This is a genomic window from Rhizobium sp. 1399, from assembly GCF_031455475.1.
Taxonomy (GTDB): domain Bacteria; phylum Pseudomonadota; class Alphaproteobacteria; order Rhizobiales; family Rhizobiaceae; genus Rhizobium.
In genome coordinates, this window is sequence record NZ_JAVDSU010000012.1 from 176687 (window position 1) to 199265 (window position 22579).

The 22579-nt window shown below is 62.1% G+C and carries 23 protein-coding genes; 8 read left to right on the forward strand and 15 right to left on the reverse strand.

The genetic code is table 11. The features are described from left to right. Window positions 1-9: 9 nt before the first annotated feature. From J2X71_RS29715 to J2X71_RS29730, 4 genes are all read right to left on the reverse strand, one after another. Window positions 10-723 (reverse strand): cytochrome c oxidase subunit 3, encoded by a 714-nt coding sequence (locus J2X71_RS29715; RefSeq protein ID WP_310387917.1) that lies wholly within the window; start codon window positions 721-723, stop codon window positions 10-12. After that, complete coding sequence (gene ctaD, locus J2X71_RS29720) at window positions 720-2489, reverse strand: cytochrome c oxidase subunit I (RefSeq protein ID WP_310387919.1); 1770 nt, start codon at window positions 2487-2489, stop codon at window positions 720-722. Before ctaD ends, J2X71_RS29715 begins: the two co-directional genes overlap by 4 nt. 52 nt (window positions 2490-2541) lie before the next feature. Next, complete coding sequence (locus tag J2X71_RS29725; RefSeq protein WP_310387922.1) at window positions 2542-3360, reverse strand: cytochrome c oxidase subunit II; 819 nt, start codon at window positions 3358-3360, stop codon at window positions 2542-2544. Between the two features lie 145 nt (window positions 3361-3505). After that, window positions 3506-3895 carry a cytochrome c family protein gene (locus J2X71_RS29730; RefSeq protein WP_310387924.1) on the reverse strand — a complete coding sequence of 130 codons (390 nt, stop codon included), beginning with the start codon at window positions 3893-3895 and terminating at the stop codon, window positions 3506-3508. Window positions 3896-4228: 333 nt separating this feature from the next. Here J2X71_RS29730 and J2X71_RS29735 point away from each other — a divergent pair, with 333 nt between their 5' ends. After that, a complete protein-coding gene (locus tag J2X71_RS29735) occupies window positions 4229-4585 on the forward strand; it encodes a VOC family protein (protein WP_310388023.1) in 357 nt (118 codons plus the stop codon). Between the two features lie 36 nt (window positions 4586-4621). Here J2X71_RS29735 and J2X71_RS29740 read toward each other — a convergent pair whose 3' ends face one another. Both J2X71_RS29740 and J2X71_RS29745 read right to left on the reverse strand, forming a co-directional pair. After that, window positions 4622-5203 carry an AAA family ATPase gene (locus J2X71_RS29740; RefSeq protein WP_310387926.1) on the reverse strand — a complete coding sequence of 194 codons (582 nt, stop codon included), beginning with the start codon at window positions 5201-5203 and terminating at the stop codon, window positions 4622-4624. 303 nt (window positions 5204-5506) lie between these two features. After that, complete coding sequence (locus J2X71_RS29745; RefSeq protein WP_310387927.1) at window positions 5507-6865, reverse strand: extensin family protein; 1359 nt, start codon at window positions 6863-6865, stop codon at window positions 5507-5509. 228 nt (window positions 6866-7093) lie between these two features. Here J2X71_RS29745 and J2X71_RS29750 point away from each other — a divergent pair, with 228 nt between their 5' ends. After that, window positions 7094-7477 carry a DUF4440 domain-containing protein gene (locus tag J2X71_RS29750; RefSeq protein WP_310387929.1) on the forward strand — a complete coding sequence of 128 codons (384 nt, stop codon included), beginning with the start codon at window positions 7094-7096 and terminating at the stop codon, window positions 7475-7477. A 133-nt stretch (window positions 7478-7610) separates the two neighbouring features. After that, on the forward strand, window positions 7611-8042 hold the full coding sequence (locus J2X71_RS29755; protein WP_310387931.1) for a nuclear transport factor 2 family protein: 432 nt from the start codon (window positions 7611-7613) through the stop codon (window positions 8040-8042). Between the two features lie 94 nt (window positions 8043-8136). On the opposite strand, the gene J2X71_RS29760 is transcribed toward J2X71_RS29755, so the two are convergent. Beyond that, window positions 8137-9957 (reverse strand): methyl-accepting chemotaxis protein, encoded by a 1821-nt coding sequence (locus J2X71_RS29760; RefSeq protein ID WP_310387932.1) that lies wholly within the window; start codon window positions 9955-9957, stop codon window positions 8137-8139. Window positions 9958-10255: 298 nt separating this feature from the next. Here J2X71_RS29760 and J2X71_RS29765 point away from each other — a divergent pair, with 298 nt between their 5' ends. Together J2X71_RS29765 and J2X71_RS29770 are read left to right on the forward strand one after the other, a co-directional pair. Next, window positions 10256-10642: an acyl-CoA thioesterase gene (locus J2X71_RS29765; protein WP_310387934.1), complete on the forward strand. Its 387-nt coding sequence runs from the start codon at window positions 10256-10258 to the stop codon at window positions 10640-10642. A gap of 4 nt (window positions 10643-10646) precedes the next feature. After that, window positions 10647-11231, forward strand: coding sequence for a hypothetical protein (locus J2X71_RS29770; protein ID WP_310388025.1), 585 nt, complete (start codon window positions 10647-10649; stop codon window positions 11229-11231). A gap of 30 nt (window positions 11232-11261) precedes the next feature. On the opposite strand, the gene J2X71_RS29775 is transcribed toward J2X71_RS29770, so the two are convergent. From J2X71_RS29775 to J2X71_RS29800, 6 genes are all read right to left on the reverse strand, one after another. Beyond that, window positions 11262-12434: a DUF1501 domain-containing protein gene (locus J2X71_RS29775; RefSeq protein WP_310387936.1), complete on the reverse strand. Its 1173-nt coding sequence runs from the start codon at window positions 12432-12434 to the stop codon at window positions 11262-11264. A gap of 9 nt (window positions 12435-12443) precedes the next feature. Next, window positions 12444-13973, reverse strand: a complete 1530-nt coding sequence (locus J2X71_RS29780) for a DUF1800 domain-containing protein (protein ID WP_310387938.1) — start codon at window positions 13971-13973, stop codon at window positions 12444-12446. Between the two features lie 208 nt (window positions 13974-14181). Further along, window positions 14182-15357 (reverse strand): GGDEF domain-containing protein, encoded by a 1176-nt coding sequence (locus tag J2X71_RS29785; protein ID WP_310387939.1) that lies wholly within the window; start codon window positions 15355-15357, stop codon window positions 14182-14184. Between the two features lie 194 nt (window positions 15358-15551). After that, the gene (locus tag J2X71_RS29790; protein ID WP_310387940.1) at window positions 15552-16802 is read right to left on the reverse strand and encodes an MFS transporter; all 1251 of its coding nucleotides are present in this window, start codon (window positions 16800-16802) and stop codon (window positions 15552-15554) included. Between the two features lie 415 nt (window positions 16803-17217). Then, window positions 17218-17499: a hypothetical protein gene (locus tag J2X71_RS29795; RefSeq protein ID WP_310387942.1), complete on the reverse strand. Its 282-nt coding sequence runs from the start codon at window positions 17497-17499 to the stop codon at window positions 17218-17220. Further along, a complete protein-coding gene (locus J2X71_RS29800; protein ID WP_310387945.1) occupies window positions 17496-18296 on the reverse strand; it encodes a thioredoxin family protein in 801 nt (266 codons plus the stop codon). The genes J2X71_RS29795 and J2X71_RS29800 overlap by 4 nt, the downstream gene beginning before the upstream one ends. Window positions 18297-18413: 117 nt before the next feature. Here J2X71_RS29800 and J2X71_RS29805 point away from each other — a divergent pair, with 117 nt between their 5' ends. Both J2X71_RS29805 and J2X71_RS29810 read left to right on the forward strand, forming a co-directional pair. Then, window positions 18414-19634, forward strand: coding sequence for a helix-turn-helix domain-containing protein (locus J2X71_RS29805; RefSeq protein ID WP_310387946.1), 1221 nt, complete (start codon window positions 18414-18416; stop codon window positions 19632-19634). A 71-nt stretch (window positions 19635-19705) separates the two neighbouring features. Beyond that, window positions 19706-20338 carry a PQQ-binding-like beta-propeller repeat protein gene (locus J2X71_RS29810; protein WP_310387948.1) on the forward strand — a complete coding sequence of 211 codons (633 nt, stop codon included), beginning with the start codon at window positions 19706-19708 and terminating at the stop codon, window positions 20336-20338. A 67-nt stretch (window positions 20339-20405) separates the two neighbouring features. Here J2X71_RS29810 and J2X71_RS29815 read toward each other — a convergent pair whose 3' ends face one another. Beyond that, window positions 20406-21095: a type 1 glutamine amidotransferase domain-containing protein gene (locus tag J2X71_RS29815; RefSeq protein ID WP_310387950.1), complete on the reverse strand. Its 690-nt coding sequence runs from the start codon at window positions 21093-21095 to the stop codon at window positions 20406-20408. A gap of 280 nt (window positions 21096-21375) precedes the next feature. Here J2X71_RS29815 and J2X71_RS29820 point away from each other — a divergent pair, with 280 nt between their 5' ends. After that, window positions 21376-21621 (forward strand): hypothetical protein, encoded by a 246-nt coding sequence (locus J2X71_RS29820; RefSeq protein ID WP_310387952.1) that lies wholly within the window; start codon window positions 21376-21378, stop codon window positions 21619-21621. Window positions 21622-21681: 60 nt separating this feature from the next. Here the strand turns inward: J2X71_RS29820 and J2X71_RS29825 are convergent, their stop codons facing one another. After that, window positions 21682-22485: a class I SAM-dependent methyltransferase gene (locus J2X71_RS29825; RefSeq protein ID WP_310387954.1), complete on the reverse strand. Its 804-nt coding sequence runs from the start codon at window positions 22483-22485 to the stop codon at window positions 21682-21684. Between the last annotated feature and the right edge of the window lie 94 nt (window positions 22486-22579).

Here is a 22579-nt window from a genome sequence, read left to right on the forward strand (position 1 = left end):
GCAAATCTCCTAGTTCAGTAATGTGCGGCAGAGATCGACGAAATCATTCGCCCAGCCGGCAAAGAGCGCGAAGAGCAGGAGCCAGACGGCGAGCATGAAATGCGAATAGATGGCCGAGAGGTCGACGCTGAGCCGCAGCCTTTCCGGTTGAACGTCGGCTGAAAATGCCCTGACCGTCGTGTGCGTGAGCACGGCAAGCCCGCCCAGAATATGCAGGCCGTGCAGGCCGGTCAGCATGTAGAAGAAGCTGTTGGCGGGATTGTCGGCAAGTACATAACCGGCGGCCGTAAGCTCCCGCCATGCCTGGATCTGCCCGACGAGAAAGAAGACCGCAAGCGCAAGGCCTGTCACAAGCGCCGGCCGCAGGCTTTCCAGGCGGCCGTGTCGGGCTTCGCGTTTGGCCCATTGCAGCGCGGCACTGCTCAAGGCGAGTGCTGCAGTGTTCACCCAGAGCAGGCGCGGTACCGGCATCCCCCACCAGTCGGCAGAGGCCATGCGCATGAAATAGGCGCTGACGGCAAGGCTGAAGATCGCGCCGACGACACCGAGAAACACGAAGAGGCCGATCTTCACCGCCGGCACCGGCGGCCGGTCGACGCCATGACGATCCGGCAGTTGCACCGAGCCGGTTTCGAGCCACGGCTTCGAGGTCAGCCGCTGCCCGGCCAGCCACCAGATGATGATGGCGGCGATGGCGGCGAGGAAAAGCAGGATGACGTTCATGCCGGAACCTCGCGGGTGACGCCATCGCTTGCCGGCACATTCTGCGGGATGAAATCTTCCGCCGCGCCCGGCACGCTATAGTCATAGGCCCAGCGATAGACGACAGGCAGATCCTTGCCCCAGTTGCCGTGCGCAGGCGGCGTCTGCGGCGTCTGCCATTCGAGCGTCGTTGCCCGCCACGGATTGCCGCCTGCCTCCCTGCCCCGGAAAAGGCTCCAGGCCAGATTGAACAGGAAGACGATCTGTGCCGCCCCGACGACCAGAGCCATGATGGTGATGAATATGTTCAGTGTATGCGCCGAAGGCGGAACGAAAGCCGTCTCTCCCATCTCGAAATAGCGGCGCGGCACGCCGAGCAGGCCGAGATAATGCATCGGAAAGAAGATGGCATAGGTGCCGAGGAAGGTGATCCAGAAGTGGATCTGGCCGAGTGTCTCGTCCAGCATGCGTCCCGTCACCTTCGGATACCAGTGATAGATCGCCCCGAAGATGACGAGGATCGGCGCGACCCCCATGACCATGTGGAAATGCGCGACGACGAACATCGTATCCGACAGCGGCACGTCGACGACGACGTTGCCGAGGAAGAGACCGGTGAGCCCGCCATTGACGAAGGTGACGATGAAGGCAAGCGCAAAGAGCATCGGCAGCGTCAGGTGGATGTCGCCGCGCCACAGCGTCAGCACCCAGTTGTAGACCTTGATCGCCGTGGGCACAGCGATGATCAGCGTCGTGGTGGCGAAGAAGAAGCCGAAGGCCGGGTTCATGCCGCTGACATACATGTGGTGCGCCCAGACGACGAAACTCAGCGCACCGATGATGACGATCGCCCACACCATCATGCGGTAGCCGAAGATGTTCTTGCGCGCATGCGTGCTGATCAGGTCCGAAACGATGCCGAAGGCAGGCAGCGCCACGATATAGACCTCCGGATGACCGAAGAACCAGAACAGGTGCTGGAAGAGGATCGGGCTACCGCCGCCATGCTGGAGCTGCGTGCCCATCTCGACGATGGCGGGCATGAAGAAGCTGGTGCCAAGCACGCGGTCGAAGAGCATCATGACGCAGGCGACGAAGAGCGCCGGAAAGGCGAGTAGCGCCATCACTGTGGCAGTGAAGATGCCCCAGACGGTGAGCGGCATCCGCATCAGCGTCATGCCGCGCGCCCGGCCCTGCAGCACCGTCACCACATAGTTCAGGCCGCCCATGGTGAAGCCGATGATGAAGACGATCAGGGAGATCAGCATCAGGAGGATGCCCCAGTCGTTGCCGCCCGGCGTGCCTGACAGAACCGATTGCGGCGGATAAAGCGTCCAGCCGGCCCCTGTCGGGCCGCCGGGGGCAAAAAAGCCCGCGACCAGGATCAGCACTGCAAGCAGATAGATCCAGTAGCTCAGCATGTTCGCGTAGGGGAAGACCATGTCGCGCGCGCCGACCATCAGCGGAATGAGATAGTTGCCAAAACCGCCGAGGAAGAGCGCGGTCAGGAGATAGATCACCATGATCATGCCGTGCATGGTGATGAACTGGTAGTAATGATCGGCATCGATAAAGGAGAGAGCGCCGGGAAAGGCGAGCTGAATCCGCATCAGCCAGGAGAGCACCAGCGCCACTAGGCCGATCGAGATGGCGGTGATCGAATATTGCACGGCGATGATCTTCGCATCCTGGCTGAACACATATTTGGTCCACCAGCTGTGCGGATGATAAAGCTCGACATCCTCGACTTCGGCGGAGGGGATGCTGCCGGATGGAATCTCGACCATGATCTCTCTTCCCTTTCCTTCCCCGATGCGGCCTCCGACCCTCTTCGTCGGTTTAGTTTGCCGGCGGTGGCTCTCCCGATGATGCCGTAAGCTGGGTGAATGTCTGCTGCTGATCGAGCCAGGTCTGATAGTCTGCGGCGTTGTCGACCACGACGGTCCCGCGCATCTGCGGATGGCCGACGCCGCAAAGTTCGGCACAGAGAATTTCGAAGGTTCCCGTCCGTGTCGGCGTAAGCCAGAAATAGGTGACCATGCCGGGGATCATGTCCATCTTGGCGCGGAATTCCGGCACGTAGAAATCGTGGAGCACATCGACGGAGCGCAGCAATATGTGCACCGGCTTGTCGATCGGCAGGTGCAGCTCGCCGCCCTCGATGATGACGTCGTCGAGGCCGCTTGCGTCGTTCTTGTCGAGGCCGAGTGGATTTTCGGCGGTGACATCGCGCGTCTCGGCGCGGCCGAGCTTTCCGTCAGCGCCCGGCAGGCGGAAGCTCCACAGCCATTGCTGGCTGACGACCTCCACCGATGCGGCATCTGGGGGCACCGTGATGAACTGTTTCCACACGATGAGGCCGGGCGCCAGCATGGCGGCGACGCCGACCGCCGTTCCCGAGGCGAGCAAAACTTCCAGCCTGCGGTTCTCGGGCTCGTAATGCGCCCGGTTCCCCGGCCTGTGCCGGAAGCGGAACACGCAATAGGCCATGAAGGAAATCACCGCCACGAAGACGACGCCGGTAATCCAGAAGGTGATGACGAGCGTGCTGTCGATATAGCTCCAGTTGGACGCAATCGGCGTCCACCACCACGGGCTCAGCACATGGAACAGCACGGAGCCGACGACAACAAGGACGAGGATCAGCACGACAGCCATTTCCGCTCCTCCCTGAGCAGGTTGACCGTGAAACCGCATTCCGCAAAAGTCCGTATTTATTATCGCACAGATGGAAAATATCTACAAATACGGCAATTTAGGCATGTGCCGGCCGGCTGCTACCCGACATTTGGAGTATGGTCCGTCACTGGGAATATTGCTTGAGATAGGCGATGAGATTGGTGATCTCCTGGTCGTCCTTCACGCCGACGAAGGCCATCTTCGTGCCCTTCACCTTTCCTTTCGGATTGTGCAGGTAGTCGCGCAGCGTCGTCTCGTCCCAGACGAGACCGCCCTCACCGGCCGCCTTCATTCCGGTCGAGTAGGCGAAATTGGGATGTGTTCCGGCCTGTCGGCCGAACAACTTGTTCAGCGACGGGCCAACCTTGTTCGTATCGGAATCGACGATATGACAGGTCGCGCATTTCTTGAAAACAACGGCACCCGCGGTTGCATCACCCTCCTGCGCCCCGGCATGGCCAGGGGAAAGGGCAATCACGGATGCACCGATCAGCAGAACAACACGGTAATCCACGGCAAACCTCATCCTCCTCAAGGTCGCCCAGCAACTCACACCCTCCGCTGGCATTCGCGCGCGGATGGTGGATTGCTACGTCTCAAAGCTTAATCATTCGCGGGAGCAAGTCAATCGGCTCCACAATTCCAGGCTGGGGAACGGATGGGAAGGTCGAAACCATCAGGCTGAGTGACCCTACCTGCGCACCGCGGCAATGGTCTTCTGCGCAAATATCTGGCCGGCCTGCGGCAGACCAGGCAAAAGCGATCTTTTCCGGCAGGACGGCCCATGGCAAACTCCACCGCGAGTGCCGATGCAGGCGCATCGAACATGACGTCACTGGAGGCTGTCTTGCCATTGAACCGATTGGTGATCTACGCCGGCGATGTCGAGGAAACCGCCGCATTCTACGAGACACATTTCGGCTTCAAGCCCATGCGGCTGACCGGCGACCGCATTGTCGAACTGGTCGCGCAGGATGGCGGCGCCAATATCATGCTGCATCAGGCCGCCAAGGGGCAGCGCCGAGGCCAGTCCACCGTCAAACTGGTCTTCGATGTGGAGAACGTCGAATCCTTCTGTGCCGAATGCGCCGGCAACGGCCTGACATTCGGGCCGATCCACAAGGCGGACGGCTATGTCTACGCCAATGCAAAGGACCCGTGTCAGAACTCGATCCAGGTTTCCAGCCGGGCCTTCCGGACCTGACATTGAGCACTTGCCGAAGCCTCGGGCCTCGCATTTTCAGCCGCACAGCAGACTCAGGAGATCCTGCACGTGCAGATGAATGGCATCCGCACCCTCCTCTGCTGAGAGCGAGGTAACATCCAGGTTGAGCGTATTCGCATGCTCGGGATCGAGTACCTGCAGCGTCCGGCTGCGCTCCAGCGAGGCCTCGGCATTGACCGATTTCAGCCGCTCTCGCCGCTCCGGTATCGCCACCCGCCGCGCCAACTCCTCCGCCTCGCAAAGCAATCGCACTGGCACCAGCAATGAACCCCGCCCTTCGGCAGCTTCGGCAATCTGCCGGAAGGTTCGGTGGCTGCGCTCATCGCCCTGAATGCCGGCATGGGTGAAGATGAAATTGGCTGACGGTGTGCTGAAAGCGACGATCGTATCCAGCACCGCCTGCCGCACTCTGCCCGTCTGCTCCCAGATAGCCTCTGGCAGCGGCTTTGTCAGATCGTGATCGAGAACCCCGAGGACCGGATTGTTGACCCAGTGATTGTCGATGATTTTTGCCGAAATGAGCGGGCTCAGCCGCTTGGCGATGGTGAGCTTGCCGGTACCGGGAAAGCCGATGAGCAGGAGGAAAATGCCGGTCATGAGAGCGCAACTTCGATAATATTGCTTAAGCTATGTCCGCAATCTGACCGCTTGCACCGCCGTCTGCAAGGGGCTTGAGCGAGCGCTTCAATTTCGAAGGGCTTGTTGTCAGTCGAGCCAATTTTCGATGTCGCGGGGACCGCAAACGATCGCCACCACGAAGATGCCATAAGGCATCGGGGAAGCCGGCGGCCGGGCGCATCTCGAATACCGGATACCGGATACCGACCGAAAAGATGGACAGCTTCAACGCCGCCATCGTCGGGACCATCGCAGTGACGCAGATCTTCCAGTAATCTCCGCCTACTTGCACACGGCCCGTCCGCCCCTGCGCGACATGAGATCGAAGTGGAAATGGTTCCAGTGTTCGGGATTATAGCCCGGGCCAAGTACCGTCGTGAAATAATTGCAACTGTCGCTGCGCACGGCCTTCAATAGGCGCCCTTCGCGGAAGGAGAACAGCCCCTTCTTGCGCACATCGATCTTGTGGCCGTTCTTCAGCACGAACTTGCCGACATCGATGGCATTGCCCTTCGCATGTTCCGAAATCGGATTGTATCTCTGGCGGCTGTTGTTCATGCGCCGGCAGGAATAGCCGCCGAGCGGCTCGATTGTCTGAATGCCGGTCCAGTAACGGAAGCGGGCCGATGGTGCGAGCTCGTTCTTCACCCATTTGGCGAAGGCGAGTGTCACCTGGCAATTCAGGATCACCGCCGGCTTGACGCCGATATTGCCGGAGAGGCCCTTCAGCGACACCGGGTATGGCACCTGGCAGGCCGGCCCGTTGGAGATCGGCGGGCGATCCTCGAAGATCACCCCCATGCGTTTCAGCTCGCGCCGGCAGGAGAGTTCCGAGGCCGGCATGGCGCCGGGATCGATGGGCGCTGCCGGCTCGCTCATCATGGGGTTGTTCGGCCGCAGCATGGCGACCTCTTCCGGCTCATCCTCCTCGGGCACGCGCGTCGGCGCCAGAACTGGGCTGCCGTCGCTCCAGGTCTGGGCACCATTGCCCCGAGCGACACGTACCGGCGCGCGGCTCATCTGCGCAGCCGCGACCGGTTGCGGCATGTTCCGCTGATTGATCTGCGTGGGATTTTCCGTGCCGATGCCGTCGACAACAGGTTCGGTGGCATTGCCCTCGGCGATCTGCTGCTGTTGCTCTTGCGCCAGGCCGACGACCGGCTGATTGCCCGGCCCTGCGCCGAGCTCCTCATCCATGTTGACGCCGCCCTGGGGAACGGCGAGCGGCTGCACGCCGCCCCAGTTGCCGTTGGATGCCTGTTGCTGACTCTGTTGCGCCAAGGCTTCATCGCTATCGATCATAGGCAAGCGTCGCTGCCCCCGCTGCGGCACGGCCATAGGCGCCGATTGCTGTCCCGGCGCGCGCATTTGCCGGCCCGTTTCGGCAAGGTTTGGCGTATCGAGATAATCGATCTGCCCCTGCGTATTGCCGAGGGGCGCGCTGGCGACGGGATAGGGTTGCTGGCTCTGGACCGGAGCCATGCGCATGGCCCCGCCCCGCACCGGCGAAATGGAGCTGACACGCGTGCTGCTATCGACATTCTCAGGCGGCACAAGCCCATCGCTGATGGAACAGGTCGTCAACGCCGTGGAAAGCAGGATTGGCAGGGCAGTACGCCGGAGAAGGGAAAGAAACGCCATACTTATCGCTTCCGCATGCGGCCTGTGATCGGAAAACCTCGATTCAAATTTAATTAAAAACGGTGAATGAAAGCTTTACGTGTGGAGATTGACTGATCGCGAGCGTTCGCACTCGTTAGAGAGGTATCTCCACACCGCAGGATTAAAACGTATCCCAGCACATAAGAGCTGTTGCCATGAGCCGGCCTGCTCTAGCTTTCCGGCAAACTTCGAGAGGCACAGACCCCTATGACCCCACCCGAGATCCGCATAGAAGATCTCCGCACGCTTGAAGAAGCCCTGCATCGGCCGGAGATACGTCGCTCCCGCGAAGCTCTGGAAGACTTGCTGGCAGATCGCTTTGGCGAATTCGGCGCGTCGGGAACGATTTATCGCCGCGACGTTATGATCGGGCTTCTGCTGCAGGAAGACGACAGCGCCGACAACGACGAACTGCATTCCGACGACTATGCCTTGACGCAGATTTCGGCCGATGCTGCCCTGCTGACCTATCGTACCTGGCGCCGACAAGCGGATGGATCGGAGCGGCATGTGCTGCGCAGCTCCATCTGGAAACACGATGGACGGCGATGGCAGATGCTCTTCCACCAGGGCACGCCGACCCGGCTATAGCGTCGCAGCTGATTACCGATTGAGCTCTGGCGATCCGGCAAACGCTCGTCTTTGCTTTCGGACCTATTGGCATCTCAAGCCAGCACCATAACTACTGCACCATGAGCCCGGTCCTTACTCTGGAAAGTAGCCGATGGAAGCAGCGGTAAGCAAACTGTTCGAGCGCTATGAACGCCTTTTCCGGCAGGCTCTCGCCGGCAAAGCCGATATGGACGAGGTCGCCTCCCTCTATGCCTCAGATGTCATCGCCGCCTCGCCTGCCGGGGTCATGTCCGGCAAGAATGACGAAGAGTTCAAGCGGATGATGATACAGGGCTATGAGCACTATCGCTCCATCGGCACGAAGGAGATGATGCTTCGGCATGTCCGTCTCTCGCCAATCGATGAGAGCCACTGTGTGGCGCATGTCGCCTGGAGGGCGACTTACGCCCGCAAGAACCAGCCGGACACGAAAATCGACTTCGATGTCCATTACCTCGTGCAGGTTCTGGATGGAGAAGCGAAAGTCTTCGGCTGGGTTTCGGGCGACGAGCAGGCGCTCCTGAAGCAACACGGTATTGGCTGACGCCTGGTGCCAGGCCTGATCTGTCTTCCGAGGAAAAACAAAGGGCCGAGGCAGCGATGCCACGGCCCTTTCTCGTCAGATCGTCACCGGCCTATCAAGCAGCCCGGCCGTATCGCGCACCCTGCCCCGTCTGGTCGCGCAGGCGGAATTTCGACAACAGCGCCCGCAGCTGCTGGCTTTCCTCCGCCAGCGTCTGGCTGGCGGCCGTCGTTTCCTCGACCATCGCGGCGTTCTGCTGGGTCATCTGGTCCATGTGGTTGACCGAGGTGTTGATCTCATGCAGCCCGGTTGCCTGTTCGCGGGCAGCCGTCGCAATCGAGTCGACATGGGCGTTGACGCGGTTGACCAGCGCCTCGATCTCGACCAGCGCATCGCCCGTGGAGCGCACCAGCGCCACGCCACCTTCGACTTCGGCTGCCGAGCTTGAAATCAGCGTCTTGATCTCCTTGGCCGCATTGGCCGAACGCTGGGCAAGCTCGCGCACCTCCTGCGCGACGACTGCAAAGCCGCGGCCGGCTTCGCCCGCACGCGCTGCTTCCACGCCGGCGTTGAGCGCCAGCAGATTGGTCTGGAAGGCGATCTCGTCGATCACGCCGATGATCTGGTTGATGCGGCTCGAACTATCCTCGATGCGGCTCATGGCCGAGACGGCATTGCGAACGATCTCGCCGGATTTGCCGGCACTCGTCTTCGTCTCCGCCACCATGGTGCGGGCCTCGTTGGCACGCTCGGAGGCAGTACGGACCGTCGCGGTAATTTCGTCGAGCGCTGCGGCGGTTTCCTCGAGCGCTGCGGCCTGCTGCTCAGTGCGCTTGGAAAGATTGCCGGTCGCATCGCTGATGTCCCGGGCGCTGTCATTGACGATATGGCTGGATTCCGCGATCGCATGGATGACGCCGTTGAGCGCATCTACCGCCGCGTTGAAATCGGAGCGGAGCTTCGCATAATCATGGCCGAGATCGTCGATCGCGACCGTCAGATCGCCGGCCGCAAGCCGCTCCAGGCCGGCGCCGAGCGCGTGCATCGCCGCCGTCTGGCGTTCGGAGGACGAGCGCAGGCTCGCCTCGTTGCCGCGCCGTTCGCTTTCGATCTCCCGTTGGCGCTCGTCTTCGCGAACGCGCAGTTCGGCGCGCTCGGCAACGGAGTCGCGCAGCACGATCAGCGATTTCGCCATCTGGCCGATCTCGTCGCGCCGGTCGGCATCCGTGATATCGACCGAGGCATCCTCATTAGCAATCGCATTCATCGCAGCCTTCAGGCGCGCAACCGGCGCCGTCACGCTGCGCACGATCGCATAGGCGATGGCAAGGGTAACGAGCGCGCCGATGAGACCGACCACGGCCGTCCAGATCGCGTTCTGGCGATAGAGCGCTGCAAGGTCATCCGAATAGACGCCGGTGCCAACGATCCAGCCCCAGGGCGCAAAGCCCGCCACATGCGAGTATTTCAGTACCGGCTGGTCGGCGCCCGGCTTCGGCCAGTAGTAATCCACGAAACCCTGCCCGCTCGCCTTCACCGTATTGACGAATTCAACGAACAGGAACTTGCCGTTCGGATCCTTGTTCTGCGACAGGTCCGTGCCGTTGAGCTCAGGCTTGACCGGATGCATCACCATCGTCGGATGCATGTCATTGATCCAGAAATAGCCGGTGCCGCCGCCATAGCGCATGGAAGCGATCACTTCCTTGGCAGCCGTCTGCGCCTGCTCGCGGGTCATCGTGCCCGCCTGCTCCAGCTTGTAATATTTGTCGAAGATGGCAAGCGCCGTCGCATCCATCTGCGCCAGGCCGGCTTTGCGCTCGGCCTCCAGCTCCCGATAGGAATAGTTGAGGAAGAAGATCATCGTTGCGGCCAGCACGGCAAGCGCGAAGGCGACGAGGCTGTAGAGGCGGGTTGAAATCCTGATGTTGCGCATGGGGTTCCGGCAGCTCTCATGTGTGACAATCATCAGATACTGATATGAGCCGCTTACCGGACGGTAAAACTTGATTAGAATGTGATTAAATAACGCAACGTGAGGCAATCGGGCGCAGCCTCGCTGCAAGATCAAGCATTTGAATTCGAACCGAATTTTAACGGTTGAGATTCTTCTGCAGCCGCCTGATATTTTTTACAGGCGCAGCGCAAACCTGTGTTTTTGCGCCCTTTCCCACCGGCTAGCCTTTGCATTAGGGTGATTCCAGATGAATCACCGGCCAAACGGAGAGCCCCTGATGACCGATGCCGCCAAGCCGACAGGCGAACTGACGCTACGTACGCTCGCCATGCCCGGGGACGCCAATCCTGCTGGCGACATCTTCGGCGGCTGGGTCATGGCACAGATGGACCTTGCCAGCGGCATCCGTGCCGCCGAGCGCGCCAGGGGCCGCGTGGTCACCGCGGCGGTGAAAGAAATGGCCTTCGAACTGCCGGTCAAGATCGGCGATACGCTGTCCATCTATACCGAGGTGGAGCGGGTCGGGCGCACTTCGATCACGCTGCGCGTGGAAGCCTGGGCGCACCGCTCGCGCTACAATCAGCAGGAAAAGGTCACCGCCGGCACCTTCATCATGGTGGCGCTCGACGAAGACGGCAAACCCAAGGCCGTCCCCCAGGAGTGAGATGATGCAGGCGGCCGCGACACCGGAAGTCTACGTCTACATCCGGACCGTGATGTCGATGGTGATCGGCCTCTCGCTTGCCCGCCTGCTCACCGGCCTCGGCGGCATTGTGCAGTCGCCGGGCAAATTCAGGGTCTACTGGGTGCATCTCGGCTGGGTCGCCTCGATGTTCCTCTTCATCATCCATTTCTGGTGGTGGGAATATCGCCTGCAGTCGCTTGCGGTCATCTCCTTCGGCGTCTACCTGTTCCTCATCAGTTTCTGCTGCCTGTTCTTCTTCCTCTGCGTGCTGATCTTCCCGACGACGATCGAGGATTACGGTGGCTACGAGGAATATTTCATCTCGCGGCGCAGATGGTTTTTCGGCATGCTGGCCGTGACCTATGTGGTGGATTTTCTGGATACGCTGTTGAAGGGCAAGGCGTATCTGGCAGCACTCGGATGGGAATATCCGGCGCGTAATGCCGTCTATATCGTGCTGTGCATCGTGGGGGCCTGGACGGCGAACCGGCGGTTTCATGCGGTGTTCGTCAGCGCTGGCCTCATCTACCAGATCACGTGGATCTTCCGGCTGTATGATTTCATTTGAGGTGTTGAGCCCTCTGAATAGAAAGCCCCATCAAGCCCGCAAGAACTGCGACCCCTTGTCAAAACTCAGCCCCGGAAAGATCTTCCCCGTCAGATCCTCCGCCGATACATCGAACTGCCGGTAGAGCATCGCCGCCGCCAGCTCCCGCACATCCGCCGTCGGCATCAGGTCCCGGTCATCAAGCAGCGCACCATCGGCAAGCCCTGGCCATCTGCCGAGAGTACGTCCGCCATCGATCGCCCCGCCCGCAAGCACCGCACAGCCGCCCGTGCCGTGATCCGTCCCGCCGGAGCCGTTTTCACGCACGGTGCGGCCGAATTCCGTCATGGCGAGCACCACCGTCTTCGACCAGAGATCGGCGCCCATCGTGGCTTTCAGCGTCGTGATCGCCTGTGCCAGATCCTGCACCGGCCGCTTGAACTGGCCGAGCTGGCCGACATGCGTATCCCAGCCGGTAATCGAGAAACTGGCGATGCGGTAATCGCCCTTCAGCATATTGCCGGCGAGAACAGCCACATCGGTGATCTTCTCGCCGCGCTGGCCGGAGGGTTCGGCCATCATGGAGGCGCTATTTGCCCGCATCGCCTCGTCCATTGCTTTCGCGAAAGCCGGATCGCCGGCGTAAAGGCGCATCAGGAACTGCATCTCGTCCTTGGCCGGCCCGAGATTGGAGTCCGATGCCCAGACATCGACATTGTTCGGCCCGGTCAGGATCAGCTCGGTGGAGGTGTTGACGTCGATCGCCTTCCTCGCATCCGAGCGCGGGATGACGGCAAGCGCCCGGTTCAGCCAGCCGGTCTTTTCCTCCGCCACATGTTCGCCGCCGGATTCCAGCATGTCCTGCCCATCGAAATGACTGCGCTGGTCGCGATAGGGCGTGGAGACCGCATGCACGAAGGCAAGCTCTTTCGCCCTCCATAGCGGCATCAGATCGGCCGCCGCCGGATTGAGCCCGAAATGCCCGTCGAGATCGAGAAGCCCCTTGTCCGGCGTCAGCGCCAGCGTCGGCCTGAGCGCCGCAAAGCCGGGCTCGGCATAGGGCTGCACCAGGTCGAGCCCGTCCATCGCCCCCCGCAGCACGATCGTCACGAAGCGCTTGTCGCCCGGCATGGCCGCGAAGGTGACTGGCGTGAAGATCGGCGCTGCTGCGAGACAGCACGCGGAGGTGAGGAAGCCGCGGCGCGAAAGCGTAAACTCTGTCATGACAGGCTCCTATCGCCGATTGAATTCAGGGGAAGCAAGAACCAGCGTCAGCCCGCTCACCCTGCTCGGCGCCTGGGAGACGACGCGAATCGTCTCGTCGCGGGCGGCGTCCGCAAGCGTCGCCTTCAGAAATTCGCGTGGATCGACATCCTTGCCGAACTGGGCACTGGCGCGCCGCGCCCATGACAGCCGTTCGGAAAGCTGGCTCGCGGTGATCCAGGCGGAAAAACTCTCCTCGAAGCCGGCCGGGCTCGGCGGCAGCCATGTCGGCTGGCCCATGCGGCGAAGAGCGCCCTGCCCGAGCGCACGCGCCATCTGGAACGCCTTGCGTCGCTTGACACGCGCCTCATCCTCAGGGCTCGGCGGCACCTGCATCATCGCCTGCCCGTCGGAAGCGGGCGCTGCATCCTTCTTCGGCATCGCCATCATCTCGTCATTGTCGGCATCGTCCTGCTGATAGGCCTGCATGAAGGCCGCGACATCGCCCGCCCCCGCGCTGCTATTCAGCGCCCGCAGGCCCGTGACGATAAAATCGAAAGGCTGGCGCGCCTTGGCGCCCTCATCCGCCCAAGCGGCCGGATGGTCGAGCATGGCGCGGTAGACGGCGGGCAGTTCCCCATCCGTCTTCTTCCACGCCTCGCTCATGGCCCGGATCATCTCTTGCGGCGGTTGGTCCGAGATGAAATGCACCGCAAGCTTGCGGCTGATATGCTCGGCCGTCTTTGGATTGACCGCGAGATCGTCGAGCATCGCAAGGTAATCCTTGCGCGTGCGCTTGGCCCCGCCATAGGTGACGCCGAGCACCTCATGTGCGCCCGGCTCCGAGATCTGCGGGCGGAAAGCCGTTTCCATCGCCTGCTGGTCGACGGTTAGTCCGGTCAGCACCATGGCTGCCGAGCGTACGTCGGCTTGGGTATAGCCGCTGCCGGCGCCGAGCGTGTGCAGTTCCAGAAGCTCGCGGCCGAGATTTTCGTTGAGCCCTTTGTTGCGTTGCATGCCCCCTTTGGAATCCGGCCCCAGCGACTGCGCCTGATCGAGATAGATCAGCATGGAGGGATGCTCGGTGGCGCTGCGCAGCAGCGTCGCAAACTTGGCTCCCATATAGGGCCGGATCGCCTCGGCCTCATAGAGCGGCACGATCAGCCGCATCGGCAGGCTTTTGGCAGCACTGGTAGAAAAATGGTTGGTCCAGAAGGTCGCCAGCCGCTCGTTGAACCCATCGGGCGAAAGAACCGCCTGAATCAGCCGCGCATTGGCATCCATCTGGAAGAGCACCTGCGCCCGGTGCTGGAGAAGCCGACGCTGCTGCCGGCGATCGAGATCGTCGCCATCGGCTTGCCGGATCTGCTTCAGCCTGTCTTGCAGGTCGAGGATCGCAGTATGCCGCGCCTCGACGCCGCCGACGGGAAAGTCCGGCACGCCATTCGCGCCGCGCGTCACCTGCCCGATCAGATCATCCTTGGTCTGCGGCAAGGCCTCGCCCGGCCGCAGCCCGTAACCGAAACGGATCGCCGCCATCGTCGGAAAAGACAGGCTCATGACCGTTCACCTCCTCATCACCTGACGGTGACAGGGTCTCAGCCAATTGCGACGGCAAGGTGTAGGAAATGCGGCGATTTTCCGACATGGACGATTTGTAATCCATTGAAATCGTTGAATTTGAGTTGTCGGTGGCGTGACCCCATTACTTGTGGGTGGGTTTGTCAATTGCCTGTGGAACGGCACCATTGACCGCGTTGTCACTGGCTCAGCAACCGCGCGCGAGAGACACCACCCGCGGGCTGGACATGTCGCGCGGCGGCTCGCCCTCGACCATCACCCTGTTGCGCCCGGCCTCCTTGGCGGCATAGAGCGCCTTGTCGGCCCGCGCGATCTGCTCATAGAGGGAATGATCGGCCGGATTGGCGCCGGCGACACCGAAGCTTGCGGTGATCTTGCCGTCGAAGCCGATCGGTTTGCGGTCGACAGCAGCAAAGGCAAGCCGCACCCGGTTTGCGAAATCGGCAGCCGAAGCCAGCGGTGTTGCCGGCAGGAAGATCACGAACTCCTCGCCGCCGAACCGCGCCGCAAAGCCGCCCTCCTGCATCCGCGCCTGCAGCATCTCGGCAAAGGCGCGGATCACCTCGTCGCCGGGTCCGTGGCCAAACGTGTCGTTCACCCATTTGAAATTGTCGATGTCGCAGATGATGACGGCGCCTTCCGCCCTGCCGCGCTCCCCGACCATGCGGTCAAAGCCGCGCCGGTTCAGCATGCCGGTCATCGGATCGCGCTCTGCGGCATCGCGATGCGCGGCGATCGTATCGAGCGTCGTTGCCGCAAGGGCTGACAGCGCAAACATCAGCACCAGGATGGAAGCCGCCGCCTGCATGGTGAAGGCGTATTGCGACGAGATGAAATCCTCGTGGCCGCCATAGGATGGCACGATGAAGACGAAGACCACATTGCGGATGACGATGTCGGCAATGACGAGACCGGAAACGGCAAGCAGCAGCTTGTCGGCCGCATGGCGCATGTGCGGCAGACTGACAGCGACGGCAAAGCCGAGCAGTGCCACGCAGGCAAGATCATTCAGCAGGAACTCTGCCGGAATGCTGACGGCCACCAGCGCCGCATAGAGCATGCCCGCATACATCACCCCGGCAAAGACAAGACGCAGCCGGAAATAGGAAGGCCGTTTGAAACGGGCGAGCACGGCGCCTGAATAGAAAAGGAACGCGAGAAGGAACAAGGCATCGGCAATGGCCGAGGCGGTGCGCTCTTCAAGCAGGCTATCGAAAAGCGGAACGGAAAACGCGGCCGCAGAAAAAAGATAACCCGGCCCCCAAAGCTTCGCTTCCCGCGACCCGAACCGGGCGACGATCAGGAAAGTGCAGCCGAAAATCAGCATCATGACCGGCAGCAGGAAGGCGAAATTACTATCCATGACCCCTCGCGGCGGGACGCAATACAGAACCGGCGCTCGGACACGCTAGGACAATGATCTTAAAAAAGGAGAAACCGGCCGGCACCAGAAATTCGTACCAGAACTAGGCATTACGCAGCAGACAGCGAGCCTGCAGGGTGACCACAAGGAAAGGCCGGCAGCTTTCGCCGCCGGCCTTCAAGCCGCAGGCAGCGCTATATTCGCATCGCGCCACGCGGCTCCTCGGCCTCCTCCGTGCCGAAGCGCACATTCTTCTTCTCGTAACCGAGGCCCGTAAGCACTGCCACGACGACAGCGACGATCACGGCCACTATGACCAACGCATAGGCGTAGTCGCCGTTCCAATGGGCTGCGAGATCGGCCTGCATCGTAGCATTGCCTGAGGCCAGCAGATTGCCGAGCTGGTAGGCGAAGCCGGGGAATGTGCCGCGCACTTCGTCAGGCGAAAGCTCGTTGAGATGCACGGGCACGATGCCCCAGGCGCCCTGCACGAAAAACTGCATCAGGAAGGCGCCGATCGCGAGCAGCACCGGCCCCGGCGCATAGGCCCAGAGGGGTGCGACAGGCACGGCGATCAGTGCGGCGATGACGATCGCCCGCTTGCGGCCGATGCGCTGCGACAGCGCTCCGAAGAACAGCCCGCCGACGATCGCGCCGATATTGTAGACGACGGCGATCGCGCCGACCGTATAGCTCGAATAGTTGCGCTGGCTTTCGAGGAAGGTCGGGTAGATATCCTGCGTGCCGTGGCTGAAGAAGTTGAAAGCGGTCATCAAGAGCACCGCCCAGATGAAGAGCGGAATGTTTTCGCGCAGCACGGTGAGGAACGGACGGCGTCCCTGCTGCTGGCGTTTCAGGAAGGCCGGGCTCTCCTGCACATTGCGGCGGATATAGAGCACGAGCAGCGCCGGAGCCACGCCGACGAAGAACATGCCGCGCCATCCGATGACAGGAAAGAGCAGGAAGAACAGCAGCGAGGCGAACAGATAGCCGGAGGGATAACCCGCCTGCAGAATGCCCGAAACGATGCCGCGGCTTTCCTCCGGCACCGTCTCCATGACGAGCGAGGCGCCGACACCCCACTCCCCACCCATGGCGATGCCGTAAAGCGCGCGCAGTACCAGGAACATGGTGAGCCCGGTCGAAAAACCGGTGAGGAAGTCGAAGAGCGAATAGAGCAGCACATCCACCATCAGCGTGATGCGCCGCCCGTAACGGTCTGCCGCAAGCCCGAAGATCAGGGCACCGAGCGCCCGCATGGCAAGGGTCAGAAAGATCGCCACGGACACCGCGGGAACATCGGTATGAAACTCCTCGGCGATATATTTGAGAACGAAAACGAGAATGAAGAAATCGAAGGCGTCGAGCGTCCAGCCGAGATAGCTGGCGATGACAGTGTTGCGCTGCTGCGGCGTGAGCGCGCGCAGACTTGCCAATGCGGACATAAGCATTCCTCCGTCCGAAAGCGGCGGCGAGGCGGGGCAATTCCGGATGCCGTCGGAAGGGGTGTCAGGGTGGGCGTGCTGCCGGGAGACAGCGGTGCGGAAACGTCAGGGTTGCTGACTGGGTTCCATCACATCGGCGCGATTGGGGGATGCGTGGCTTTGAGCGTTAGCGCGTAGGATACCCCCCTCTGGCCTGCCGGCCATCTCCCCCCACAAGGGTAGAGATCGACAAGCGGCGCGGCCTTCGCGCATCACTAATGTCGTGCAATTTGCAACGTTGATTGTTTGGGGAAGCCCGTGCTCCCAGCCAATCTCCACCCTTGTGGGGGAGATGGCCGGCAGGCTAGAGGGGGGTGCCACGCGGCAGGCCTTAGCGTCTTCAGCAGCGGACGCAGGAGCCCAAGTCCGTGTCACCTTACGAGCGGCGAAAGCCTCCATCGCCGCCCATCAGCCTCAGCCACGGCCCGACATGGAACAGGCCCATAAGTCCATACATGGCCGCCATGCCGCTGAAGGCCGATGCGCCATGCATCGGCATCCCGCCCATCGAGCAGATCATGTCCGCCGCCGGGTCGCTTGCCGAGAGCGCGGCCATCACGGCAAAGGTGGGTGCCGCGGCAAGTGATAGCCCGCGCGCGATACCGGGCAGAAGCGGGCCGGCGCTATTGCCGGCCCCCATCTTCGAAGGCGTGCTCATTGCCCTGCCCCGTACCGGTCGTGGTGACGCCACCATACGCCCGTTTCGTTGCGACCCAGCGGTGCGCGGTCGAGCAGCTGGTACATGCCCCAGATCCCGTCCAGCCCGCGGGCATAGGAGGAGTAGCTGTGGTAGATTTCTCCGTCCTGCAGGACGAAGGCGCTGAGGCCAGGGCGGTCGCGGGTGTAGGTGGAGATATCGGTGCCCGTCGTTGCGGCCATCTGCGCCACCGGACCTTCGCCGCCGCGCAGTTCCCATTGCTGTACCCTCTTGCCGGCCTGCGCATCCGGCATCGGCGGTTCGCGCCGGTAGTTGTATTCGATGCTGCCGTCGCGCTGTTCCTGCAGCGTGAACACCACATTGAAATCATGGTTGAAATCGCTGCCGGCCGACGACGCCCAGTCGAAGGTCCAGCCCATGCGGCGCTTGTATTCCAGGAGTTTGGCCAGCGGCGCGCGGGAGATGGCAGTAAAGGCGACATCGTGGTTTTCCAGATGCACGGTGACGCCGTTGAAGCCATCGGCGATCGCCGAGCAGGATGGGCAGCCGGCCGTATAGTCCGGCCCGAACATGAAGTGATAGACGAGCAGCTGCGAGCGGCCCTTGAAGAGTGCCGACAGCGGCACGATGCCGGCTTCGGTCTCGAACCGGTAGTCCTTGTCGATCTTAACCCACGGCAGCTCCTGACGGCGCTCGGCCAGTGCATCGCTGCGGCGCGTCAGATCCTTTTCCTCGTCCAAGAGCGCCAGCCGCGCCTGCAGCCATTCCGCCCGTGTTCCGGTTTTGTGCATCATCATTGGTCTTCTCCTCATTTGCATTGAAACGTCTAAGCCGGCGGGCCGTTGCCTGCCGATGGGGAATAAACTAGGTCTGAATGCCCGAGGGGTGGGAGTTACAAGTGTGACGGGATTCCGATGGACTCACTGATAACAGCTGCCGCACAGGCGCTGGCCGTGGGCGATGCGCTGGGCGCGATGAAGCGCGTGGCGCTACGCGACGACCCGCCGGCTCTCGCCCTTCGCGGCATCGCCATGGCCCAGCTCGGCGATCTCATCCGCGCCAAGGCACTGCTGAAGAGCGCTGCTCATGCCTTCGGCCCGCGCGAGGCTGTGGCCCGCGCCCGCTGCATTGTGGCCGAGGCCGAAATCGCCCTCGTCTCGCGCGATCTCACCTGGCCGGAAAAGGCGCTGGAAGGCGCGCGCCTGACGCTCGAAAGGCGCGGCGACAGCGTCAACGCCGCCCATGCCCGCAACCTGCAGATCCGCCGCCTGCTCCTGATCGGCCATCTCGATGCCGCCGAAAAGCTGCTCGCCGACCTCGACCCCTCGCCGCTGCCGCCCGCCGCCCGCGCCGGCCATGAACTTGCTGTCGCCGGTGTCGCAATCCGCCGGCTGCGCACGGAGCCGGCGCGCGCAGCACTGGCTAGGGCAGCGGAGGCGGCGCTCGAGGCCAATATTCCGGCGCTCGCGGTCGAGGTGCGCGATGCGGCAAAGGTTCTGAAAGCGCCCGCCGCCCGGCTGATCGATAGCGGCACGCAACGCCTGCTGCAGCTTCAGGAGGTTGAGGCGCTGCTTGCCTCCGATACGCTGGTCGTTGATGCCTGCCGCAACGTGGTGCGCGTGGGCAGCGAGATCGTGCCACTCGCAAGCCGCCCGGTGCTGTTTGCGCTCGCCCGCACGCTCGCCGAGGCTGCACCATCGGATGTCATTCGTTCGATCCTGCTTGCCCGCGCCTTCCGCGCCCGCCATGCCGATGAATCCCACCGGGCGCGGCTGCGCGTCGAGATCGGCCGGCTGCGTGCCGCCCTTGCCAATCTTGCTGAGGTGAAGGCGACGAGCCACGGCTTTGCACTGATGCCGCACGATGGGCGCGCCGTGGTGGTGCTTGCCCCGCCGGTCGAGGAGGAGCACGCCTTCCTGCTGGCACTTCTCGCCGATGGCGAATCCTGGTCCAGCACGGCACTCGCAATCGCCCTGAGCCTGAGCCCGCGCACCGTGCAGCGGGCGCTAGACGCGCTGGAAGCGGCCGGTAAGGTGCAGTTTTTCGGCAATGGACGGGCGCGCCGCTGGATGATGCCGCCGGTCGTCGGCTTCCCGACAACATTGTTACTCCCGGGTCCGCTGCCGAGCGATTAGAAATAAACGGCAGCAAAGTGCGGAGCGGTTCTGCGTCCGGAATTGCGAAAAAAGAAGGAGGATGGAGCGCCATGAAGACATCACAGGCAGAAATCGTCAGGGAATACGGCCCATTCGAGGGCACGCGCAATATTGGTGGCGTTACTTATGATGGCCGCCGGGTCTGGTTTGCCGCCGGCGAAAACCTGCGGGCTTTGGATCCCGAAACCGGGGCCGAGCTCGAGACCATCGATGTCGCCGCCCATGCCGGCACCGCTTTCGACGGGCGTTACATCTTCCAGATCGCCGAGGACAAAATCCGCAAGATCGATCCCGAAACCGGCACCGTGGTCGCCACCATACCCGCCCCCGGCAAGGGCGCCGATTCCGGCATGGCCTGGTGCGAGGGCAGCCTCTGGGTCGGCCAGTACCGCGAAAACTGCATTCACCAGATCGACCCTGAGACGGGGAAGATCCTGCGCACGATCGAATCCAAACGCCATGTGACGGGCGTGACCTGGGTCGATGGCGAGCTCTGGCATGCCACCTGGCAGGACGACAAGAGCGACATCAGGCGCATCGACCCTGACTCCGGCGAGGTGCTGGAACGGCTCGATATGCCCGAGGGCACCGGCGTTTCCGGGCTCGAGGCCGATGGCGCGGACCTGTTCTATGCTGGAGGCGGCGGCAGCGGCAAGGTACGGGCGGTCCGCCGGCCGCGATAAGGTTGGGCCGGGCTGGGATGTTCATGGTGCAGCACAATTGCTGGGGCTGCCGATCCGCTCGCCCTGCTTACTTACCCTTCTTGCGCAGCGCCTCGATCAGCACATGCGCTGCCGGACCTGACGATGCCGGGTTCTGCCCGGTGATCAACTGCCCGTCTGTGACGGTGTAGACGCCCCAATCCTTAACCTTGGAAAAGATCGCCCCGAGGCTCAGCAATTCGTCTTCCACCAGGAAAGGCACCACCTTCGTCAGCCCGACTGCTTCCTCTTCGCCATTGGTGAAGCCGGTCACCTTCCGGCCCGCGACGAAGGGCGTGCCGTCGGCGTTCTTGACCCGATGCAACACGCCCGGCGCATGGCAGACGAGCGCGATGGTCTTGCCGGCCGCGATGAAGGACTCAATCAGCTTGATGGAGTTGGGGTCTTCGGCCAGATCCCACATCGGGCCATGCCCGCCGGGATAGAAAACCGTGTCGTAGTCAGCCTGGTTGACGCTATCCAGCAGCACCGTATTGGCGAGCCGCGCCTTGGCGGCCTCGTCGGCATTGAAGCGTCGCGTGAGATCGGTCTGAAACATCGGCTCGTCGCTCTTGGGGTCGAGCGGCGGCTGGCCGCCCTTGGGCGAAGCGAGGGTCATCTCCGCACCCGCATCCTTGAACGCATAGTATGGGGCGGCGAGCTCTTCGAGCCAGAAACCTGTCTTCTTGCCGGTATTGCCGAGCTGGTCATGTGAAGTCAGTACGAGCAGAACTTTCATGATACCTATCCTTCCGGTGATTAGTCTCGGGGCTGCATAGATCACGACTGAAACCTGGGCCCGCTGTCATGCGGGCGACAGTATCGGCGATTGGCGATGGCTTTAAGATTTTCGATACAGGGACGAAGTAGCGGAGAAGAATAAAGAGGGAAGACCACGCCAGAGGCAAGTAGTGCTGGCGAAGCCCCAGAGAAACGGAAACTTAACCATACAAAGACTGCTCCGGAACCGTCTCCCATGGCGGAAGTTTCCCTGCTGCAATCGATGAAGTGAGAGTGACATGGTTCAGTCGTTTCAGGAGCGTTATATCACGCGCGAAAAGCATCAGCGGATCGTCGATTATTATCGGAAGCTGGTGGCGCGGCTCTATGGCAATGTGCGGGATTTGAGGGCGCAGGCCGATGCGCCGGTGAAGAAAGCTCCGCAGGCCGCCGAACGGCCGGGCGGGATGCCGCAGGAAAAAGACCTTGGGCCGAATGTCGTCCACCTTGGCTTTTACCGCGACCGGCGGAAATCCGATGCCTGATAATCCGGTGCGCGTCTCTACGGTCGGCGCCATCTCCGATGAATCGCAGCCAACGTCAGCCTACCCCGGCACCCTGCCCCGGCAGGCCCAGGCAACAGAGGCAAACGACCGCGGCCCGTCTGGCTCTCCGGCCTCATAGGCCCCCCTCACCGCGGTATCGACCCTCGCACGCGTATACGCATCCAGTCCCGCCACATACTTGCCGAGAGGGCCTTCGCCTGATGCAATCGGGTCCCAGTAGTCGGCAAACGAGCGGTAATCCATGCGGATCGTGAGCGAGGTCTCCTCCACATCGGCAAGGCCGTTGCTGATAAAGCTCGCCTTCATCTCCCCAGGCTGCGTCATCGGCTGGAAAGAATAACGATGGCGCATCGCCCGCGAATTCGCGTCGATCATGGCAACCGTATCCCACATCATGCGCATGCCGGACATGCCGCCATAATGATCCCAGACGGCGGCGGCAACGACACCGCCCGGGCGAACGACGCGCTGCATCTCGGCCACCGCCCTTCCGGCCTCCGGCACGAAATGCAGCACGAGCATCGAGATCGCCCGGTCGAAGCTGTTATCCTCGAACGGCAGCGCGCAGGCATCCGCTTCTCGAATGCTGATGCGGGGATCGGTATTGCGCCGGTTTGCTGCCTCCACGAAGACGGGCGAAAAATCGATGGCGGAGATCGCCTTCAGGCCGGGATTTTCCGCCAGCGTGAAGGTGAGGCTTCCCGTGCCGCAGCCGACATCGAGAATGCTTTCCCCATCCTCAAACCCGGCAAAATCGATGAGCCCGGGCGCGAGCCTTCTGCTCCAGCGCCCCATCAGTTGCTCGTAACCATCGGCACTTTCGACATTGAAACTCGACGGCATCGCAGTCTCCCCCCAAAAAAGAGGCAAGCAAGCGGGACAATGTCCGCACCAACATTAGAACTGCGCGAGCCACGCCGCAAGTAAATCGGCTCTC

Bases quoted from the DNA above. Each gene is read 5' to 3' on its own strand.
- J2X71_RS29715 (WP_310387917.1), bottom strand. From the start codon at position 723: ATGAACGTCATCCTGCTTTTCCTCGCCGCCATCGCCGCCATCATCATC.
- ctaD (WP_310387919.1), bottom strand. From the start codon at position 2,489: ATGGTCGAGATTCCATCCGGCAGCATCCCCTCCGCCGAAGTCGAGGAT.
- J2X71_RS29725 (WP_310387922.1), bottom strand. From the start codon at position 3,360: ATGGCTGTCGTGCTGATCCTCGTCCTTGTTGTCGTCGGCTCCGTGCTG.
- J2X71_RS29740 (WP_310387926.1), bottom strand. From the start codon at position 5,203: ATGACCGGCATTTTCCTCCTGCTCATCGGCTTTCCCGGTACCGGCAAG.
- J2X71_RS29745 (WP_310387927.1), bottom strand. From the start codon at position 6,865: ATGGCGTTTCTTTCCCTTCTCCGGCGTACTGCCCTGCCAATCCTGCTT.
- J2X71_RS29750 (WP_310387929.1), top strand. From the start codon at position 7,094: ATGACCCCACCCGAGATCCGCATAGAAGATCTCCGCACGCTTGAAGAA.
- J2X71_RS29755 (WP_310387931.1), top strand. From the start codon at position 7,611: ATGGAAGCAGCGGTAAGCAAACTGTTCGAGCGCTATGAACGCCTTTTC.
- J2X71_RS29760 (WP_310387932.1), bottom strand. From the start codon at position 9,957: ATGCGCAACATCAGGATTTCAACCCGCCTCTACAGCCTCGTCGCCTTC.
- J2X71_RS29765 (WP_310387934.1), top strand. From the start codon at position 10,256: ATGACCGATGCCGCCAAGCCGACAGGCGAACTGACGCTACGTACGCTC.
- J2X71_RS29770 (WP_310388025.1), top strand. From the start codon at position 10,647: ATGCAGGCGGCCGCGACACCGGAAGTCTACGTCTACATCCGGACCGTG.
- J2X71_RS29775 (WP_310387936.1), bottom strand. From the start codon at position 12,434: ATGACAGAGTTTACGCTTTCGCGCCGCGGCTTCCTCACCTCCGCGTGC.
- J2X71_RS29780 (WP_310387938.1), bottom strand. From the start codon at position 13,973: ATGAGCCTGTCTTTTCCGACGATGGCGGCGATCCGTTTCGGTTACGGG.
- J2X71_RS29785 (WP_310387939.1), bottom strand. From the start codon at position 15,357: ATGGATAGTAATTTCGCCTTCCTGCTGCCGGTCATGATGCTGATTTTC.
- J2X71_RS29790 (WP_310387940.1), bottom strand. From the start codon at position 16,802: ATGTCCGCATTGGCAAGTCTGCGCGCGCTCACGCCGCAGCAGCGCAAC.
- J2X71_RS29795 (WP_310387942.1), bottom strand. From the start codon at position 17,499: ATGAGCACGCCTTCGAAGATGGGGGCCGGCAATAGCGCCGGCCCGCTT.
- J2X71_RS29800 (WP_310387945.1), bottom strand. From the start codon at position 18,296: ATGATGATGCACAAAACCGGAACACGGGCGGAATGGCTGCAGGCGCGG.
- J2X71_RS29805 (WP_310387946.1), top strand. From the start codon at position 18,414: ATGGACTCACTGATAACAGCTGCCGCACAGGCGCTGGCCGTGGGCGAT.
- J2X71_RS29810 (WP_310387948.1), top strand. From the start codon at position 19,706: ATGAAGACATCACAGGCAGAAATCGTCAGGGAATACGGCCCATTCGAG.
- J2X71_RS29815 (WP_310387950.1), bottom strand. From the start codon at position 21,095: ATGAAAGTTCTGCTCGTACTGACTTCACATGACCAGCTCGGCAATACC.
- J2X71_RS29820 (WP_310387952.1), top strand. From the start codon at position 21,376: ATGGTTCAGTCGTTTCAGGAGCGTTATATCACGCGCGAAAAGCATCAG.
- J2X71_RS29825 (WP_310387954.1), bottom strand. From the start codon at position 22,485: ATGCCGTCGAGTTTCAATGTCGAAAGTGCCGATGGTTACGAGCAACTG.